The 15680-nt window shown below is 65.9% G+C and carries 19 protein-coding genes; 10 read left to right on the forward strand and 9 right to left on the reverse strand.

Annotation, left to right across the window (positions count from 1 at the left end; all coding sequences use genetic code 11):
- Position 1: 1 nt before the first annotated feature.
- Genes LMQ14_RS13065 through LMQ14_RS13075 form a run of 3 tightly spaced genes read right to left on the reverse strand, consistent with a single transcriptional unit; the run spans position 2 to position 2893 of the window.
- The gene (locus tag LMQ14_RS13065) at positions 2 to 715 is read right to left on the reverse strand and encodes a hypothetical protein (RefSeq protein WP_267735118.1); all 714 of its coding nucleotides are present in this window, start codon (positions 713 to 715) and stop codon (positions 2 to 4) included.
- Positions 716 to 723: 8 nt separating this feature from the next.
- Complete coding sequence (locus LMQ14_RS13070) at positions 724 to 2172, reverse strand: class I adenylate-forming enzyme family protein (protein WP_267735119.1); 1449 nt, start codon at positions 2170 to 2172, stop codon at positions 724 to 726.
- A 7-nt stretch (positions 2173 to 2179) separates the two neighbouring features.
- A complete protein-coding gene (locus tag LMQ14_RS13075; RefSeq protein ID WP_267735120.1) occupies positions 2180 to 2893 on the reverse strand; it encodes a hypothetical protein in 714 nt (237 codons plus the stop codon).
- A 168-nt stretch (positions 2894 to 3061) separates the two neighbouring features.
- Here LMQ14_RS13075 and LMQ14_RS13080 point away from each other — a divergent pair, with 168 nt between their 5' ends.
- The 5 genes from LMQ14_RS13080 to LMQ14_RS13100 all read left to right on the forward strand — a co-directional run bounded on the left by LMQ14_RS13080 (position 3062) and on the right by LMQ14_RS13100 (position 6313).
- Positions 3062 to 3544, forward strand: a complete 483-nt coding sequence (locus tag LMQ14_RS13080; protein WP_267735121.1) for a carboxymuconolactone decarboxylase family protein — start codon at positions 3062 to 3064, stop codon at positions 3542 to 3544.
- A gap of 21 nt (positions 3545 to 3565) precedes the next feature.
- Positions 3566 to 4207 carry a nitroreductase family protein gene (locus LMQ14_RS13085; RefSeq protein WP_267735122.1) on the forward strand — a complete coding sequence of 214 codons (642 nt, stop codon included), beginning with the start codon at positions 3566 to 3568 and terminating at the stop codon, positions 4205 to 4207.
- Entirely contained in the window at positions 4207 to 4701 is a 495-nt protein-coding gene (locus LMQ14_RS13090) for an SRPBCC family protein (protein WP_267735123.1), read from the forward strand. The genes LMQ14_RS13085 and LMQ14_RS13090 overlap by 1 nt, the downstream gene beginning before the upstream one ends.
- 73 nt (positions 4702 to 4774) lie before the next feature.
- Positions 4775 to 5326 (forward strand): hypothetical protein, encoded by a 552-nt coding sequence (locus tag LMQ14_RS13095; protein ID WP_267735124.1) that lies wholly within the window; start codon positions 4775 to 4777, stop codon positions 5324 to 5326.
- Between the two features lie 21 nt (positions 5327 to 5347).
- Positions 5348 to 6313 (forward strand): FAD-dependent oxidoreductase, encoded by a 966-nt coding sequence (locus LMQ14_RS13100; RefSeq protein WP_267735125.1) that lies wholly within the window; start codon positions 5348 to 5350, stop codon positions 6311 to 6313.
- Here the strand turns inward: LMQ14_RS13100 and LMQ14_RS13105 are convergent.
- Complete coding sequence (locus LMQ14_RS13105; protein WP_267735126.1) at positions 6297 to 6716, reverse strand: anti-sigma factor antagonist; 420 nt, start codon at positions 6714 to 6716, stop codon at positions 6297 to 6299. The two genes, LMQ14_RS13100 and LMQ14_RS13105, sit on opposite strands and share 17 nt — an antisense overlap.
- 251 nt (positions 6717 to 6967) lie before the next feature.
- Between LMQ14_RS13105 and LMQ14_RS13110 the strand changes: the two genes are divergently transcribed.
- The gene (locus LMQ14_RS13110; RefSeq protein ID WP_267735127.1) at positions 6968 to 7750 is read left to right on the forward strand and encodes an enoyl-CoA hydratase/isomerase family protein; all 783 of its coding nucleotides are present in this window, start codon (positions 6968 to 6970) and stop codon (positions 7748 to 7750) included.
- Between the two features lie 3 nt (positions 7751 to 7753).
- On the opposite strand, the gene LMQ14_RS13115 is transcribed toward LMQ14_RS13110, so the two are convergent.
- Both LMQ14_RS13115 and LMQ14_RS13120 read right to left on the reverse strand, forming a co-directional pair.
- On the reverse strand, positions 7754 to 8155 hold the full coding sequence (locus tag LMQ14_RS13115; protein WP_267735128.1) for a phage holin family protein: 402 nt from the start codon (positions 8153 to 8155) through the stop codon (positions 7754 to 7756).
- A gap of 47 nt (positions 8156 to 8202) precedes the next feature.
- The gene (locus LMQ14_RS13120) at positions 8203 to 9270 is read right to left on the reverse strand and encodes an amidohydrolase family protein (protein WP_267735129.1); all 1068 of its coding nucleotides are present in this window, start codon (positions 9268 to 9270) and stop codon (positions 8203 to 8205) included.
- A 28-nt stretch (positions 9271 to 9298) separates the two neighbouring features.
- On the opposite strand from LMQ14_RS13120, the gene LMQ14_RS13125 reads away from it, so the two are divergent.
- Positions 9299 to 10597: an MFS transporter gene (locus LMQ14_RS13125; RefSeq protein WP_420714682.1), complete on the forward strand. Its 1299-nt coding sequence runs from the start codon at positions 9299 to 9301 to the stop codon at positions 10595 to 10597.
- Between the two features lie 56 nt (positions 10598 to 10653).
- Here the strand turns inward: LMQ14_RS13125 and LMQ14_RS13130 are convergent, their stop codons facing one another.
- Positions 10654 to 11934 (reverse strand): competence/damage-inducible protein A, encoded by a 1281-nt coding sequence (locus LMQ14_RS13130; RefSeq protein ID WP_267735493.1) that lies wholly within the window; start codon positions 11932 to 11934, stop codon positions 10654 to 10656.
- Positions 11935 to 12067: 133 nt separating this feature from the next.
- Positions 12068 to 12373: an MTH1187 family thiamine-binding protein gene (locus LMQ14_RS13135; protein ID WP_267735131.1), complete on the reverse strand. Its 306-nt coding sequence runs from the start codon at positions 12371 to 12373 to the stop codon at positions 12068 to 12070.
- Positions 12374 to 12411: 38 nt separating this feature from the next.
- On the opposite strand from LMQ14_RS13135, the gene dtd reads away from it, so the two are divergent.
- The 3 genes from dtd to LMQ14_RS13150 are packed head-to-tail and all read left to right on the forward strand — an operon-like array spanning position 12412 to position 14636.
- Positions 12412 to 12843, forward strand: coding sequence for a D-aminoacyl-tRNA deacylase (gene dtd, locus LMQ14_RS13140; protein ID WP_267735132.1), 432 nt, complete (start codon positions 12412 to 12414; stop codon positions 12841 to 12843).
- 54 nt (positions 12844 to 12897) lie between these two features.
- Positions 12898 to 13821 carry a class I SAM-dependent methyltransferase gene (locus LMQ14_RS13145; RefSeq protein WP_267735133.1) on the forward strand — a complete coding sequence of 308 codons (924 nt, stop codon included), beginning with the start codon at positions 12898 to 12900 and terminating at the stop codon, positions 13819 to 13821.
- 23 nt (positions 13822 to 13844) lie between these two features.
- On the forward strand, positions 13845 to 14636 hold the full coding sequence (locus tag LMQ14_RS13150) for an HAD-IB family hydrolase (RefSeq protein WP_267735494.1): 792 nt from the start codon (positions 13845 to 13847) through the stop codon (positions 14634 to 14636).
- On the opposite strand, the gene LMQ14_RS13155 is transcribed toward LMQ14_RS13150, so the two are convergent.
- Complete coding sequence (locus LMQ14_RS13155; protein WP_267735134.1) at positions 14633 to 15658, reverse strand: alcohol dehydrogenase catalytic domain-containing protein; 1026 nt, start codon at positions 15656 to 15658, stop codon at positions 14633 to 14635. The two genes, LMQ14_RS13150 and LMQ14_RS13155, sit on opposite strands and share 4 nt — an antisense overlap.
- Positions 15659 to 15680 lie beyond the last annotated feature (22 nt).

Here is a 15680-nt window from a genome sequence, read left to right on the forward strand (position 1 = left end):
GTCAGTACAGGGGCGACCAGTCCGACGTGCGCAGCAACCGGCTCTCCCACTGATCGCGGTATTTGAGCGCTTCGAACATGTAGCTGCCCGGCGCCCGGTACTCGGGCGGCACCTCTTTGGTCAGCAGATGCACGAGTGCCGCGTAGTTGTTGGAGTCGTCAATCTTCTGCCACAGCATGGCTTCTCGTCGTTGATAGCTTCCGTGGGCGACTTGGAAACAGGCCTGGATGTCCAGTATCCGCATGCGTGCGGGCGCCGTAGAAAGCGGCCGATAGTAGATGTCGTGCCACGAGCGGATGTAGTCGTCGAGCGGCGAGGAGGGCCAGCCGGTGTCTTCCATGAAGAGGCTCAGGGGGTGTTTTCCAGCGTTGGTGGGCACAGCCGCCAGGTCGACCGACTGCAGCGGGGACCACGCCACCGGCAGCAGCAGCTTGCCCGTCACCTCGTGGCGCAGGTTGTCCAGTTCACGCATCCACGGTCGCAGGTCGCCCCGCTGGGTGCGCCGCGCCAGATTTTCCCAGGACGCGCCATCGGCGATACCCGTGATCGTGACCACGGTGTAGGAGGGCCCGGTGCCGTGTGCGTGGTTGGTGTACCAGAGCAGCCGGGCGTTGTCTTCGTTGGCCAGCGTGGGCATCCAGCCCTCGCGGTAGGCAGCCTCGAAGTCGTCTTGCCGGGTGCCCACCACCTTGTGGGTCTCGTGCAGAAACAGCACTTGGACTCCTAGGTGTCATTGGCGATCAGCGTGGCGAGCTGATCGCGGTTGACCTTGCCGGTTGCGCTGTAGGGGATGTTGTCGACGATCGCCAATCGCTCGGGGAGCTTGAAGTAGGCGATCAATTCCCGGCAGTGTGCGCGCAACTCGTCGAGTGTCACCGGGGCGCACACCACCACGGCGGCACCGACTCGCTGGCCCAACTCGTCGTCGGCGATCCCGGCCACCGCGACATCACTGACTGCCGGATGTGAACGCAATGCTTCCTCGACCTCGATCGGTCCGAATTTCTCTCCCCCACGATTGATTGTGTCCTTCAACCGGCCGCTAGGGAAGATGTAGCCGTCGGCATCTTGGCGGGCCAGGTCACCGGTGCGCAGCCAGCCCTCGGTGACGTTCTGGGTGGTGTTCACCCACAATTCGCCGACCGCTCCGGCCTCGACGTCGTCGCCCGTGTCGGGGTCAGCCACCCGCACGTCGACTCCGGGTAATGGCTGCCCCACGGAGCCGGCGCGCGCGGGGTCGCGGTGATCCTCCGGCAGCAAAGTTGTGTAAGCGCCCAGGGTTTCGGTCTGCCCGAATACGTTGGCCAGCCCCACGTGCGGCAGCGCCGCCATCGCCCTGCGCACCAGGCTCGGCGGCGCGGCCGCAGCCCCGTAGGCGATCGCGATCAGCGACGACAGATCGGTGCCGGCGAAGTCGGGATGGTCGATGATCCGCTGCAGCATCGTCGGCACCATGAAGGTCGTGGTGACGCGGTGCTGCGACACCAGGCGCAGCCATTCGCCGGCGTCGAACCGCGACTGCACGACCGCGGTGTTGCCCGAATACAAGCTGCCGAGGACTCCCAGCGCGCCGCCGACGTGGAACAGCGGGACGGTCAGCATGCTCACCGAGGGCTTCGCGCCCGCCCGGAAGGGTCGCGACATTCCGGTGATGCGCCTGGTGAGCTGACGTTCGCTGATGCTGACGGTCTTCGGGAGTCCCGTTGTGCCACTGGTGAATAGGATCAATGCGTCCCGGTCGTCAGCGGTATCCGGCGCGATGGCTTCGTCGGCGGGCTCCGAGTGGCCGACGAGATCGGCCAGCGTCAATACCGTGGGGGCGCCCGCTTCACGGACCCGGTCGACGTACTGCTCCCCCGCGACGGCCACGTCCGCGCAGGCGGCGTTCTTGCGCAATCCCTGCAACTCCGGCGGGGTGAGCGCGGGATTCATCAGCGCGGGTGCGGCGCCGATGCGCGCCGCGCCGAGCAATGCGGCGATCGACAACAGACTTCCACCGTCGACGACGGGGATGCGCTGTCCGGGCGTGACGCCGTGGGCGGCCAGGCTTGTCGCGGACTGCCGCACCGCCGTCGCCAGCTCGCCATAACTGACGGTGCGGCCATCGACGATCAGCGCGGGCCGGGCGGGATCGCCGCTCGCGGCTGCGTCGTGGATCGTCCCGGTGTTCATGGGCGCCTTAGTACAGGGGTGACCACTCGGAAGTGCGCAGCAGCCGGCTGCTCCACTGATCGCGCAGGTCCAGGGCGTCGTACATCCAGGTGCCAGGCGCGCGGTACTCGGCGGGGATATGGCTGCGGAGCAGGTCGAGCAGCGCGTCCGGCCGGCTGATGCGCTGCATCAGGATCACCTCGCGCCGTACGTGGCTGCCGAGGGCGGGCTGGAACGCGGCGTGCATCGTCAGCATGGAGGAAGGCTCCTCGAGGCCCCTGGCGTACACCTCGCCGCAGCGGACGATGTACTCCTCGAACTTATCCTCGTAGGGCCACATGGTGTCTTCCATGTAGAGGGTCATCTCGTGCTCGCGCCCGTCGGTCGGCACCTCGCCGAACTGCACGTCAAGCAGTGGCGACCAGGGCAGCGGCATCAGCAGCTTCGCGACGACCTCGTGGCGGAGTTCATCGAGACCCCGCATCCACTCCTGAAGGTCGCCCTTCTGCACCCGCAGGGTCAGCCGCTCCCATGCCGCGCCGTCACGAACCGCGGTCACGGTGACGACGGTGTACGCGGGGCCACTGCCGTGCGCCTGGTTGGCGTACCACAGCAACCGAGCGTCGTCGCCGTCCCCGAGCATCGGCATCCAGCCGTCGCGGAACGCGGCCTCGAAGTCGTCTTCCTTGCGGCCGCGCACCGTGTGTAGTTCGTGCATGAACAGCACGCACAGACCTCCCATTCGCGGCACCGGGCTGAAGACCGCTCAACGGACGGTAACCCCGGCAGTTTTGCGCGTCCAGGCCGGGTTAGTCATATGCGCAATTACGCCCGGTTGGTGACCTAGACAGCCGAGTTGAGAATCTGGTTTGCTCAAGTCGGTACCGTCCTTACCGGGCAGGAGTTACTCATGGCCAGGCTCGACGTGCCGGAGGGCCCAGGTGGCGAAGCCGCGATGATCTGGACGCTACGGCCGCAGCTCGGCGGCATGGTCGAACGGATGATCCGGGGCGCGTATCAGCAAAGCATGCTGCCGGCCGACGAGCGTGAGCTGGCCAGAATGCGGATCGCGCAGATCAACGACTGCGTGGCCTGCTCGGGCTTTCGCGCGCAGTCGGTGCTGGATGCCGGTGTCGCGCCCGAGCTGTACGACAACGTCGCCGGGTACGCGACCTATCCCGGATACACGCCACGCCAGCGCCTCGCGATCGAGTTCGCCGAGCGCTTCGCCAACGACCATGCGTCGATGGATGACGCGTTCTTCCAACGACTCCGAGAATCGTTCTCCGACGAGGAGATCCTGGATCTCACGCTGTGTGTCGCGGTATTTCTTGGGCTGGGGCGTTCCCTGACGGTGCTGGGCGTCGACCAGTCCTGCGACATCGACCTCTGACCACCCATCGGAAAGGAATCCATGGACATCGCCACCGTCGACGAACTGCTGAGCACCACACGGGCGGTTCGTAAACGCCTCGACCTGACCCGGCCGGTCGGGCGCGACGTGATTCTGGAGTGTATCCAGCTGGCGATGCAGGCGCCGACGGCCAGCAACACGCAGGACTGGCGCTGGCTGGTGATCACCGACGCGGACAAGCGCGCGGCCATCGCCGAGATCTACCGCAGCATCGGCTCGGAGTACCTGGCGTACGCGGTCGACAACGCGACGGACCCACAGACGCGGCGGGTGTACCAGAGCGCGGTGAGCCTCACCGACACGCTGGCACAGGTTCCGGTGCATGTCATCCCCTGCCTCACCCAGCGCATCGAGAGCGCGGAACCGGGCATCGCCGCGGCGGCATGGGCGTCGATCATCCCGGCGGGCTGGAGCTTTCTACTGGCCCTGCGCTCGCGCGGGCTGGGATCGGTGTGGACGACGATGCATCTGTTCAAGGAGCAGGAGGTGGCCGAGCTGCTCGGGATTCCGCCGACGGTCACGCAGGCCGCGCTGTTCCCCGTCGCCTACACGATCGGCACCGACTTCCGGCCGGCCACGCGGCCGCCCGCGGAGACCATCACCTACTGGGACAGCTGGATACCGGCTGATGGAGAAGGCTGATGCAGTCCTACACCGTGCGATTCCACGTCGACGCGCCGCCGAAAAAGGTATGGCGAGTACTACATCCGCCGGCGCCGCCCAATGCGCCGCGCCCGCGGGTGCTCGAGTGGCCGGGCGGCAGCATGGAAATCCTGAACGAAGGCAACGAAGCCGGCGAAGGCCTGGTCCGCACCTGCATCTTCGAAGTGCCCAAATACCTGCTGACCCGCGGCCGGGCGCGGTCCTGGGAGACCGTGACCGAGGCGGAGCTCAACAAGCTGTCGCGGTATGTGGCAGTGGGCGCGCCGCTGTGGTCGCGCGCCGAGGGCTACCACCAATTGGAGGAGCAGGCGGACGGCACCACCGTGCTGACCTTCCACGAGACGTACCACGCCTACAACCCGGTGCTGCGCTTCTTCCTCGAACGCCCGGTGCACGCGAAGATTTCGCGCGACAACCTCGCGGTCTATGAGCACGCGCTCGGATATGCGGGCACAGTTCGGCGGTTGGCCTAGGCGTTTTGCCGCTGCTCGGGCTGATTTCACAGCGATGTGAATTAGCTTCGTGACCCCGGTACCCTCGGTATCTATGGGTGGAGTACCTACTGCGGCGAAGTTGGCTGCTGCGAGTCTGATGGTCGCCGGCTGGGCCGCGTCCACCGTCGTTGCCAACGCCAATCCGGACGACACACCGGGCCCGGCACCGGGCCAATCAGCGTCGCCATCTCCGGCAGCCTCACCGGCGCCCGCGGCATCGCCATCGGCATCACCGGCACCGCCCGCGGGCGCGCCGAAGACGGTCATGGACAAAGACGGTCTTTACGCGGTGGGTACCGACATCGTGCCGGGCATCTACAGCAGCGGCGGTCCCATCGGGAACGGCACCTGCTACTGGAAGCGGACGTCCAATCCTGACGGCGCCCTGATCGACAACTCGCTCACCAAAAAGCCGCAGGTCGTCAAGATCGAACCGACCGACAAGGCCTTCAAGACGGACGGCTGCCAGCCCTGGCAGCTCACCCCGGACGCCGCTGCACCCGCCGACGTGCCCGGGCCGGTCGCGGGCGCCCAACTGCAAGGCACCCTGGGCACGCTCAACGGTCTGCTCGGGCCGAACGGAATGCGAGTACCCGGCACCTGAGGCTAGGGATAGCGTGGCGTCGTGGCCAGTGCGCAGCAGATCGTCGTCGTCGGTGCCGGAGTCAGCGGACTGACCTCCGCCCTGTGTCTGGCCGAAGCAGGGTGGCCGGTCCGGGTGTGGACCGCCGCTATGCCCAAGCAGACGACATCGGCGGTGGCCGGCGCGGTGTGGCTCCCGCCGCGGCCGGCTCAGCGAGCGACCAAAACACTGGCGTGGACCGAATATTCGCTCGGCGTGTTTCGCGAGCTGGCCACCGATCCCGACACGGGGGTGCAGCTGGCGCCGGCGCTCGGCGTCGCCGAATCGACCGCGACCGAGGCGATGTCGTCGGCCGCGCACCTGATTCCCGAACTGCGGCCGGCTGAGCCGACCGACCTGCCGGAGGGCTATCGGGTCGGGTTGCGCGCGACCGTGCCGATGATCGACATGCCGCACTACCTCGACTACCTCACAAAGCGACTCGCCGCGGCCGGCTGCCAGATCGAGGAAAACCCCGTGCAGTCATTGGCCGAGGCCGCCGACGCCGCACCGATCGTGATCAATTGTTCCGGCCTCGGCGCCCGGGCGCTGGTGGGCGACGAGACGGTGCGGCCGCTGTTCGGCCAGCATGTCATCCTCGCCAATCCTGGTCTGCGGCAACTATTTTTAGAGATCAGCAATGGCCCGGAATGGGTCTGCTACTTCCCGCACCCGCATCGGGTGGTGTGCGGCGGGATCAGCATCCCGGATCGCTGGGACACCACCGCCGAGCCCGACATCAGCGCGCGCATCCTGGCGCGCTGCCGGCGCATCGAGCCGAGGCTCGCCGAGGCCGAGGTGATTGAGACGATCACCGGCCTGCGGCCCGATCGTCCGTCGGTGCGACTGGAAGCCGAGCCGCTCGGGCGAGCACGCTGCATCCACAACTACGGGCATGGTGGTAATGGCGTGACCCTGTCCTGGGGTTGCGCCCGCGATGTAGTGCGCTTGGTCAGCCCTGATCGCTGACCGGTGATAGTGCTGTCTCCACGGTCGCGTACGTCGGCAGCAGCGGACGCAGCCCGCACGCGGCGATGGTTCGGTCCACGATGGGTTGGCACGTGACCAGCCGCAGCGTGACGCCGCGATTGCGACACTGCGCCGCCTCGTGCGCCAGCGCGGCGTAACCGCACGACCCCATGAAATCGAGGTCGCACACGTCGATTACGAATGGACCGGGGGCGACGGTTTCGGCGGCACCGCGGCTCAGCACGTCCTGCCAGGCGGTCTCGTTGCTGGCGTCGATGTCACCGCCGACGTGGACCACTACCGAGGAACCGGTGCGCTTGATGACCGTGCGCAGGCCGCTCGGCGCATGACCAAGGTACGACCCGTTGTTGGGCCGCGAGATTCCAATTTCGGCAGTGTCCATCTCTGCGACATCCCGTCGTCGTGGGCTGTATCGGGCGACGCCGTCCTTGTCCCGATAAGGTCGGCAGGGTTGTCGTCAAACCGACCGCCGTCGGTTTTTCGTCGTTGCTGACCATATGTGCAATTGAGATTTACCGAGGTGAAATTGCGCAAATTGCCCAATTTCCCTGCGCCCGGCTGGCGGCCGAAGGGCACTGAAACCCTTACTATTTCGGTAACGGTAGCAACGACGAACCGAAACGGCGGAACACCGTGAGCATCGATTACGCGCTTAACGCTCACATTGCCACCATTACGATCCACCGCCCCGAGACGCGCAACTCGCTGGATATGGAACACTTCCGCGATTTGGCACACGCATGGGCAGACTTCCGCGACGACGACGGCGCGTGGGTCGCCGTGGTCACCGGCGTCGGGCGGGATTTCTGCACCGGCGCAGATCTGAAGAAATTCATTCCCGAACTGACGGGCGACCTTCCCAAACCAGACGGCTGGGAGGCGCTTGACGCGATCCATGCCGTACTGCATCGCTTCCCGGTGTACAAGCCGATCATCGCCGCGGTGAACGGCACCTGCGTCGCGGGCGGCTTTGAAATGTTGGGCTGCACCGATATCCGTGTCGCTGTGCCCGAAGCGCGGTTCGCGGTGATGGAACCCAAACGCGGGCTCTTCGCCGGCGGCGGCAGCACGGTGCGGCTGCCGCGCCAGATTCCCTACGCCCTGGCGATGGAGCTGCTACTGACTGCCGACATGGTGGACGCGCAGCGTGCTCTTGCGATGGGGCTGCTGAACCAGGTCGTGCCGGCGGAGGAGCTGATGGCTACCGCCTACGACTACGCGGAGCGGATCGCGGCTAACGCGCCGCTCGCGGTCTTTGCGACCAAACAGTCCGCGGTCGAAGGGCTGACGCTCGATCTTGAGTCGGCCTACGACAACGAGACTCGGCACAGCGACCGGGTTTTCGCGACCGAGGACGCCAAGGAAGGCCCGCGCGCCTTCGCCGAGAAACGCCCACCGCGGTGGCAGGCGCGCTGACGCCTACCGGTTGGTGGCGCGGCGGACGTCGCGGCTCAACAGCGATAGCAACCAACTGACGATCGACAGCACGATCGCGGCCCAGATCGCGGTCCACCAGAAGTGATCGATCTGCAGTCCCCAGTGGGTGGTGTTTTGGGTGATCCAGGCCGTGACCCATAACATCAAAGCGTTGACGACGATGTGGAACAGACCCAGCGTCACGATGTAGAGCGGGATCGACAGGAACTGCACGATCGGCTTGATGAACGCGTTGACCAGGCCGAATACCACCGCCACCGCGAAGATGATGGCGACCCGCTGCAATGTCGTATTGCCCCCGACGAAGCTCAGGCCGTGGACCAATTTGGTGACGACCCACAGCGCGAATCCGGTCAATGCGGCGCGAATCAGAAAAGGGCCCATGCCGAACATCCTCTCACCGAAGTGGCTGCGGGGCAGCCATAGTCGAGCTAGTTCAGCGCGTAGAAGCGTTGTGCGTTGCGCCCGGCGATCTTTTCCCGAGCCTCTTCGCTGATGTCCGCGCGGGTGCGCAGGTGCTTGGTGCTCTCCGGCCACTCGCCGTCCCAATGGGGGTAGTCGCTGGCGAACATGATGAAGTCGGCGCCCAGCACGTCGATGACGCCGGGCAGGATCGGTTCTTCGGGCTCGCACGTGACGAAGATGTTGCCCGCGGACAGGTATTCGTGCGGATCGCGCCGCCAACCGTGCTCGACCCAATCCCCTCGCTTCTCGTAGTGCTCGTGCAGACGGTCGATGAAGAACGGGACCCAGCCCGCGCCCGCCTCGAGGAAAGCAACCCGCAATTGGGGATGGCGCTCGAAGACGCCGCCGGAGACCATCGCGGTCATGGCCGTCATCTGGTCGAACGGGAAGCTGATGCAGTGCACCTGGATGTAGTTGGTGAAGCGGTCCACGCCGATTTTCGGCAGATGAATTCCGGGGGCGCCGTGGACGCCCAGCGGCATCCCGAGTTCCACCGCGGCGGCGTAGAACGAGTCGAGATCGGGATGGTCCAGGTTGCGGGTCTTCAGCGCCGGCGGGACGAGAATTGCCACCAGCCCGAGGTCCTTGGCTTCGGTCATGACGTCAATGGCCAGCCGCCCGTGCTCGATCGGCGTCACGGCCACGCCCCGCAACCGGCCGCCCGACGAGGCGCAGTAGTCCGCGATCCACTGGTTGTAGAGCCGCGAGAATCCCGCCGCGAATTCGGGGTCTTCGAGGCTCGGCGCGCAGAGCCCAAGGCTCGGGTACAACACCATCGTGTCGATGTGATCGCGGTCGGCGTCACCCAGCACGCCGTCGGGAGACGAGCAGTTGATGTTGGGCGACTTGCTGATCCCGTGCTCGGGCGGACAGCCGGCGCCCGGGCCGCGGTCCTCCGGATAGTTGCGGCCTTCGATCATCAGCCGCAGACGCCTGTCTGTGCTGGGCTTTACGTGGTCGGGCCAGCGTTTGATCGCCTCGATCGTCAGCGAGGAATTTTCGGCGACATGTCCATCGGCATCGATGATTCGCATGTATCGCGAACTTACTCCGGCGGCGTGCATGGTCAAACGGCTCGCGTTGCGCCACGATGCTCACGTGACAACTCAACGCCTCAGTGGCGATCAACGAAACTCGTTCATTGCGGCGATGTTGGGCTGGACGATGGACGCCTTCGATTACTTCATCGTGGTGTTCGTGTATGCCGACATCGCGAAGACTTTTCACATCAGTAAGGCCGAGGTCGCCTTCGTCACGACCGCCACCCTGATCATGCGCCCGGTGGGCGCATTGTTATTTGGGCTGTGGGCCGACCGGGTCGGCCGGCGGACCCCGCTGATGGTGGACGTGATCTTTTACTCGATCGTCGGCTTCCTCTGTGCGTTCGCGCCCAACTTCACCGTGCTGATGATTCTGCGGATGCTGTACGGCCTTGGCATGGGCGGTGAATGGGGACTGGGCGCCGCGCTCGCGATGGAGAAGGTTCCCGTCGAGCGGCGCGGCTTTTTCTCCGGGCTGCTGCAGGAGGGCTACGCATTAGGCTATCTGCTGGCGAGTGTGGGATCGCTGGTGGTGATGGACTGGCTGGGGCTGTCGTGGCGCTGGCTGTTCGCCCTGTCCATCGTCCCGGCGTTGATCAGCCTGATCATCCGCTACCGGGTGCAGGAGTCCGAGGTGTGGGAAGCCGCCCAGGACCAGATGAAGCTCACCAACACCAAGCTGCGCGATGTGCTGCGCGACGGCAAGATCGTTCGCCGGTTCTTCTACCTGGTGGCGCTGATGACCGCCTTCAACTGGATGAGCCATGGCACGCAGGACGTCTACCCGACATTCCTGGGTGCGCACGCCAACCACGGCGCCGGCCTGGACAGCGTGACGGTCAAGTGGATCGTGGTGGTCTACAACATCGGTGCGATCGTCGGTGGCCTGTTCTTCGGCACGCAGTCGCAACGCTTCAGCCGGCGCTACACGGTGGTCTTTTGTGCGATTTTGGGATTGCCGATCGTCCCGTTGTTCGCCTACTCGCGCAGCGCGGCGATGCTGTGCCTCGGCGCGTTTTTGATGCAGGTCTGCGTGCAGGGCGCCTGGGGGGTGATTCCCGCGCACCTGACCGAGATGTCGCCGGACGCCATTCGCGGCCTCTACCCCGGTGTGACCTACCAGCTCGGCAACTTGCTCGCCGCGTTCAACCTGCCCATCCAGGAACACCTGGCGGAGACGCACGGTTATCCGTTTGCGCTGACCGTCACGATCGTGCCGGTGTTACTCGCCGTGGCGTTCCTGACACTGATTGGTAAGGATGCGACCGGAATTCGCTTTGGTACCGCCGAAACCGCTTTTCTACCAACAAAAGTGACGTGATCTAGTGGCGATCGCGAGCGCGGCGCAGCCGGGCGAGGCGGGTCGCCACCATCGGTTCACAGGGGTGCTTGCTCGCTCAGGGCGCGTCGCAGCATGTGCATCGCGACCGTCGCCGAGCGTTCGCGGACATCGGAGCGGTTCCCGGGCAGTCGCAGGGTTCGGGTGTCCGTGCGGCCTTCGGCAAGCCGCACGGTGAAGCAGACCGTTCCCACCGGCTTCTCCGGCGTTCCCCCGCCGGGCCCGGCGATGCCGGTGATCGCGACGGCGGTATCGGCGCCGAAGCGCTGCAACGCGCCGGCGGCCATCGCCTCGGCCACCGGTTCGGACACCGCGCCGTGCGCGTCGATCAGCGCGGCATCGACGCCGAGCAGCTGCACCTTCGCATCGTTGGAGTAGCTCACCACGCCGCCCATCACGTACTCGGATGAGCCGGGCCGGTCGGTCAGCCGCGCGGCCACCAGTCCCGCCGTGCAGGACTCCGCGGTGGCTATCCGGCGGCCGGACAGTAGCCGCGCGACCACGTCGTCCACCTGCGATCCGTCCTCGGAGTACAGCTGTTGCCCGTGCCGGTCGCGCAGCAGCCGGGTCAGTTCGGCGTAGGCCTCCCCCGCGTCGGGCTCGTAGCGGGTGACCATTTCGATCTCGCCCCGCCGCAGGCAGGTGGTGATCTCCAGCGCCTCGAATCCGGCGACGGAATTCTGCGCGTCCCGCAGCGTTTCGGCCAGCCCCGACTCGGGCAGCCCGAACATCCGGATGGTTTCCTGACGGTAGATCGTCCGGCCGGCGATCGCCTGCTGCGCAGCGGGAGTCTGGATGGCCGTGTGCCACATCGGCTGAAGCTCACGCGGGGGTCCGGGAAGCACGATCACCGTTGGCTTTCCGGGCACCACGACGCCGGGGGCGGTGCCCACCGGATCCAGCACCTGGGCGCCGGCGGGAACCATCGCCTGCTTGCGGTTCGCCGCGCGCACCGCATCGAAGCTTTCCGAATCGAAGTGCGCCATAAGCTTTTTGAGAATGTTGGCGATCTTGGCTTCGACTTCTTCGTCGAGCACCAGCTCGCGCTCGCAGAAGCGGGCCACCACCTCGACGGTCATATCGTCGGCCGTCGGACCCAGTCCACCGCTGGTCACGATCAGGTCCACGCCCTGCGCGGCCATGAAGCGCAGTTGCGCCTCGATGTCAGAGGGGCGATCGCCGCAGATGGTGATGTGGGCCAGCTCTACGCCCAGTTCGAGCAGCCGGTCGGCGATCCACGGGCCGTTTCTGTCCTGGACGCGTCCGGTGAGGACTTCGGTTCCGGTGACGACGATGCCTGCGCGTGCGCTCACCGGCACGAGCCTACGCACCCGCGCTGCCTGGCCGGCCGGGCGGCGTCGAGTGTGAATTCTTGCCGACCTGGACGCACACCCGACGCCGTCAGTGCACACGCGACGGGCGCCGAGCGGGCTCAGGCGAAGCGCCGCGGCCCTAACCCTCGGCGAGGTAGCGCTCGACCGTCGCGACTTTCTGGGTCATCGCGTCCTGGACGCCGACTCGCAGGTCCGCCTTGATCACCGTGCTGACCCTGGGGGCACGAGCGGCGACGGCCTCGACCGCGCGCTGCACGACCGCCATCACTTCCTCCCAGGTATCTCCCTCGATCACGGTGAACATGGAATCGGTCTTGTTGGGCAGCCCGGAATCGCGCACCACCCGCACCGCTTCGGCGACGATCTCGCCGACGCCCTCACCGACCCCGAGCGGGGTGACGGAAAACGCGACTAGGACAGACACGTGACGAGCGTACCCATCCGGCCTGGCAGCATCGAACCATGCGGGTTCTGGTGCAACGGGTCTCGTCGGCAGCGGTGGCGATCGACGGCCGGGTGGTGGGTGCCATCCGGCCCGAAACCCAGGGGCTGCTGGCATTTGTCGGCGTCACCCATAGCGACGATGTCGACAAAGCGCGCCGGCTTGCCGAAAAGCTTTGGAATCTACGTATTCTCGCCGACGAACATTCCGCGGCCGATATCGATGCGCCGATCCTGGTGGTCAGCCAATTCACGCTTTACGCCGACACCGCGAAGGGCCGCCGGCCATCGTGGAACAAGGCGGCTCCCGGCGCTGTGGCCGAGCCCATGGTCGCGGCGTTCGCGGACGCGTTGCGCGGGTTGGGCGCCCACGTCGAAACCGGCGTGTTCGGGGCGAATATGCAGGTCGAATTGGTCAACGACGGACCGGTAACGGTGTTTCTCGAACTCTGAACTGGCCCTCACAGGTACCTTGGATCTTGGCCTATCGAAACAGGAGGGGCGACCATGAGCACTGCGCCGGCATCCGGGCCCGAATTCGGCTCGCTCCGTTCCGATGACGACCAATGGGACATCGTCAGCAGCGTCGGTTACACCGCTCTCCTGGTGGCGGGATGGCGTGCACTACACGCCGTGAGCGCGCAACCGCTGGTCCGAGACGAATACGCCAAGGTGTTCATCGCAGCGTCACAGGACCCGTATTTGGCCGGTGTGCTTGCCAATCCGGGAACCACCGACGACGAGACCGCGTTTCCGCGTCTCTACGGTGTGCAGACTCGCTTCTTCGACGACTTTTTCGTTTCCGCGGCCGGCGCGGGCATTCAACAAGCGGTGATCGTCGCCGCGGGATTGGACTCCCGCTCGTATCGCCTTGAATGGCCGCCCGGAACAAGCGTTTTCGAAATCGACCTGCCGAAAGTCCTGGAATTCAAGGCTCATGTGCTGGGCGAGCACGGCGCGGTGCCCAAGGCGTCGCGGGTTGAGGTCGCCGCCGACCTGCGCACCGAATGGTCCAGGCCGCTGGAAGCGGCCGGTTTCGACACCGAAAGGCCCAGCGCCTGGTCGGTGGAGGGGATATTGCCCTACCTGACCGATGAAGCCCAGAACACGCTCTTCACCCGGATCAGCGGACTGAGCGCACCCGGCAGCCGAATCGCCATCGGCGCACTGGGATCGCGATTGGACCACGACCAGCTCGAAGCGCTGGAAACCAACCACCCCGGAGTGAATATGTCCGGCGATGTGGACTTCTCCTCCCTTACCTACGAGCCCAAGGGTGACCCCGCCGAATGGCTGGCCGCACACGGCTGGAGCGTGGAGCCGATCCGCAGCACCCTCGACTTGCAGGCCGGCTACGGCATGACACCGCCCGATGTCGACGTGAAAATCGACGGTTTCATGCATTCGCAGTACATAACGGCAACCCGGTAACGGATGGAGTCGACGTGGTGACCATGACGATGCTCTCGCCCGCCGATGCCATAGCCGAGATCGCGGTCAGTTCACCAGGACCGCGAGTCGGTGCTTTCTTCGATCTCGACGGAACGCTGGTCGACGGCTTCACGGCGGCGGTGCACGTCGGCGACCGGATCCGGCGCCGGCAGGTCGGTATCGGTGAGCTGGCCGGCGTGTTCGAAGCCGCGCTGCGATATCGATTCGGCCGCCTGGAATTCGAGCACCTCATCGTGCGGGCCGCCGGCTATTTGCAGGGCCAGTCACTGGTCGACCTCGACGAGTTGGGCGAGCGGCTGTTCGTCGAACGTGTTGCCCCACGCATGTATTCGCATATGCGAGAAATCGTGCAAGCGCATCAGGAACGCGGGCATACCGTGGTGCTCAGTTCATCTGCGCTGTCGATTCAGGCGCTGCCGGTCGCCCGCTTTCTGGGTATCTCCAACGTGCAATGCAACCGCTTCGAGCTTGACGAGCACGGATGCCTGACCGGCGGAATCGTCAAACCGATCGTATGGGGCGCAACGAAAGCATCTGCGGTGCAACTGTTCTGTACCGACAATGATGTTGCGGCGCAACACAGTTACTTCTACGCCGATGGTGACGAGGATGCGGCGTCGATGTCGGTGGTCGGCTATCCGCGACCGGTGAACCCCCGCTCGGGTCTGGCGGCCGCGGCCGCGGCGCACGGCTGGCCGGTGATGTGCCTCGCCTCGGTGCGGCGCCGGCCGATGCGGACGCTGCGCTATCTGGCGAACCACGTTCGCCGCGAGTCTCAGCGCGACGGCGACTAAGGCTTCAGCAGAATCTTCACGACGTCGCCCGATCGCGACTCGGCGGTCGCGTACGCTTTGGCGGCTTCGTCCAACGACATTGACGTGGTGAAGATGCCATCGACGTCGAGCCGGCCGGATTGCAGCAGCGGGATCAACTCCGGCCACGTCCGTTGCACCGGCGCCGTGGTGAATCGCATGCTCGTGCTGCGAATCAGGCAGCCCAAGGCGTTGAGCGGGAACGGATTCATGTCGTGCACACCGACAACCGAGACTGTGCCACCGGGCCGGACGGTGTTGATCGCATCGGTCAGGGAGGCATCCGTGGCGACGGCATCGATCACCGCGTCGGCGCCGCGTCCGCCGGTGGCCGCCATGATCGCTTCGAGGGCAGGCGCTTTGACCGGCGTCGCACCCCACTGCGCCGCGCGGTCCAGCCGGCCGTCGACCATATCGATCGCGAAAACCGTTGCAGCGCCCTGGAAAAACGCACTACGCAGCGCGCATAGGCCGACTGCGCCCAGGCCGATGACCGCGACGGTGCCGCCGAATGGAATGTCGGCGCGCTGTGCCGCAGCCCAGCCGGTGGCCAGGTTGTCGGTAAGAAGCAGTGCCTGTTCGGTGCTGATGCCGTCGGGCATCTTCAGCAGCTGAAAATCGGCGGCGGGCACGGCGAGCAGATCTGCTTGTGCACCACCCAGCAGGCCTCCGCCGAAGATCTGAAAGCCGGAGTAGCACATGACCGGATCGCGGGTGGCACACCCCGCGCAGCTGCCACAGCCCGTCACCGACGACACCATGACCTGATCTCCAGCCTTGACGGTGCGCACCTCGGGCCCGACTTCCACGACCGTGCCGACCGCTTCGTGGCCCAGCGCGATCGGGTCGGGCATCGGAAAATCGGCCTCGTAGAAGTGCAGGTCGGATCCGCAGATGCCGGCGGCGGCGACTTCGACGATCGCTCCGTCGGGGCCGGGAAGAGCGGGATCGGGACGGGTGTCGACCCGGATGTTGCGGGGTCCGTCGACGACTACCGTGCGCATAGCGGTGTGCTCACTTCCTTGT

The sequence above is a fragment of the Mycobacterium sp. Aquia_213 genome (genome assembly GCF_026625985.1).
Lineage (GTDB): Bacteria > Actinomycetota > Actinomycetes > Mycobacteriales > Mycobacteriaceae > Mycobacterium.

Bases quoted from the DNA above. Each gene is read 5' to 3' on its own strand.
- LMQ14_RS13115 (WP_267735128.1), bottom strand. From the start codon at position 8,155: ATGGGCCCTTTTCTGATTCGCGCCGCATTGACCGGATTCGCGCTGTGG.
- LMQ14_RS13155 (WP_267735134.1), bottom strand. From the start codon at position 15,658: ATGCGCACGGTAGTCGTCGACGGACCCCGCAACATCCGGGTCGACACC.
- LMQ14_RS13095 (WP_267735124.1), top strand. From the start codon at position 4,775: ATGGGTGGAGTACCTACTGCGGCGAAGTTGGCTGCTGCGAGTCTGATG.
- LMQ14_RS13105 (WP_267735126.1), bottom strand. From the start codon at position 6,716: ATGGACACTGCCGAAATTGGAATCTCGCGGCCCAACAACGGGTCGTAC.
- LMQ14_RS13075 (WP_267735120.1), bottom strand. From the start codon at position 2,893: ATGGGAGGTCTGTGCGTGCTGTTCATGCACGAACTACACACGGTGCGC.
- LMQ14_RS13070 (WP_267735119.1), bottom strand. From the start codon at position 2,172: ATGAACACCGGGACGATCCACGACGCAGCCGCGAGCGGCGATCCCGCC.
- LMQ14_RS13125 (WP_420714682.1), top strand. From the start codon at position 9,299: ATGGTCAAACGGCTCGCGTTGCGCCACGATGCTCACGTGACAACTCAA.
- LMQ14_RS13090 (WP_267735123.1), top strand. From the start codon at position 4,207: ATGCAGTCCTACACCGTGCGATTCCACGTCGACGCGCCGCCGAAAAAG.
- LMQ14_RS13085 (WP_267735122.1), top strand. From the start codon at position 3,566: ATGGACATCGCCACCGTCGACGAACTGCTGAGCACCACACGGGCGGTT.
- LMQ14_RS13150 (WP_267735494.1), top strand. From the start codon at position 13,845: ATGACGATGCTCTCGCCCGCCGATGCCATAGCCGAGATCGCGGTCAGT.
- LMQ14_RS13145 (WP_267735133.1), top strand. From the start codon at position 12,898: ATGAGCACTGCGCCGGCATCCGGGCCCGAATTCGGCTCGCTCCGTTCC.
- LMQ14_RS13120 (WP_267735129.1), bottom strand. From the start codon at position 9,270: ATGCGAATCATCGATGCCGATGGACATGTCGCCGAAAATTCCTCGCTG.
- LMQ14_RS13080 (WP_267735121.1), top strand. From the start codon at position 3,062: ATGGCCAGGCTCGACGTGCCGGAGGGCCCAGGTGGCGAAGCCGCGATG.
- dtd (WP_267735132.1), top strand. From the start codon at position 12,412: ATGCGGGTTCTGGTGCAACGGGTCTCGTCGGCAGCGGTGGCGATCGAC.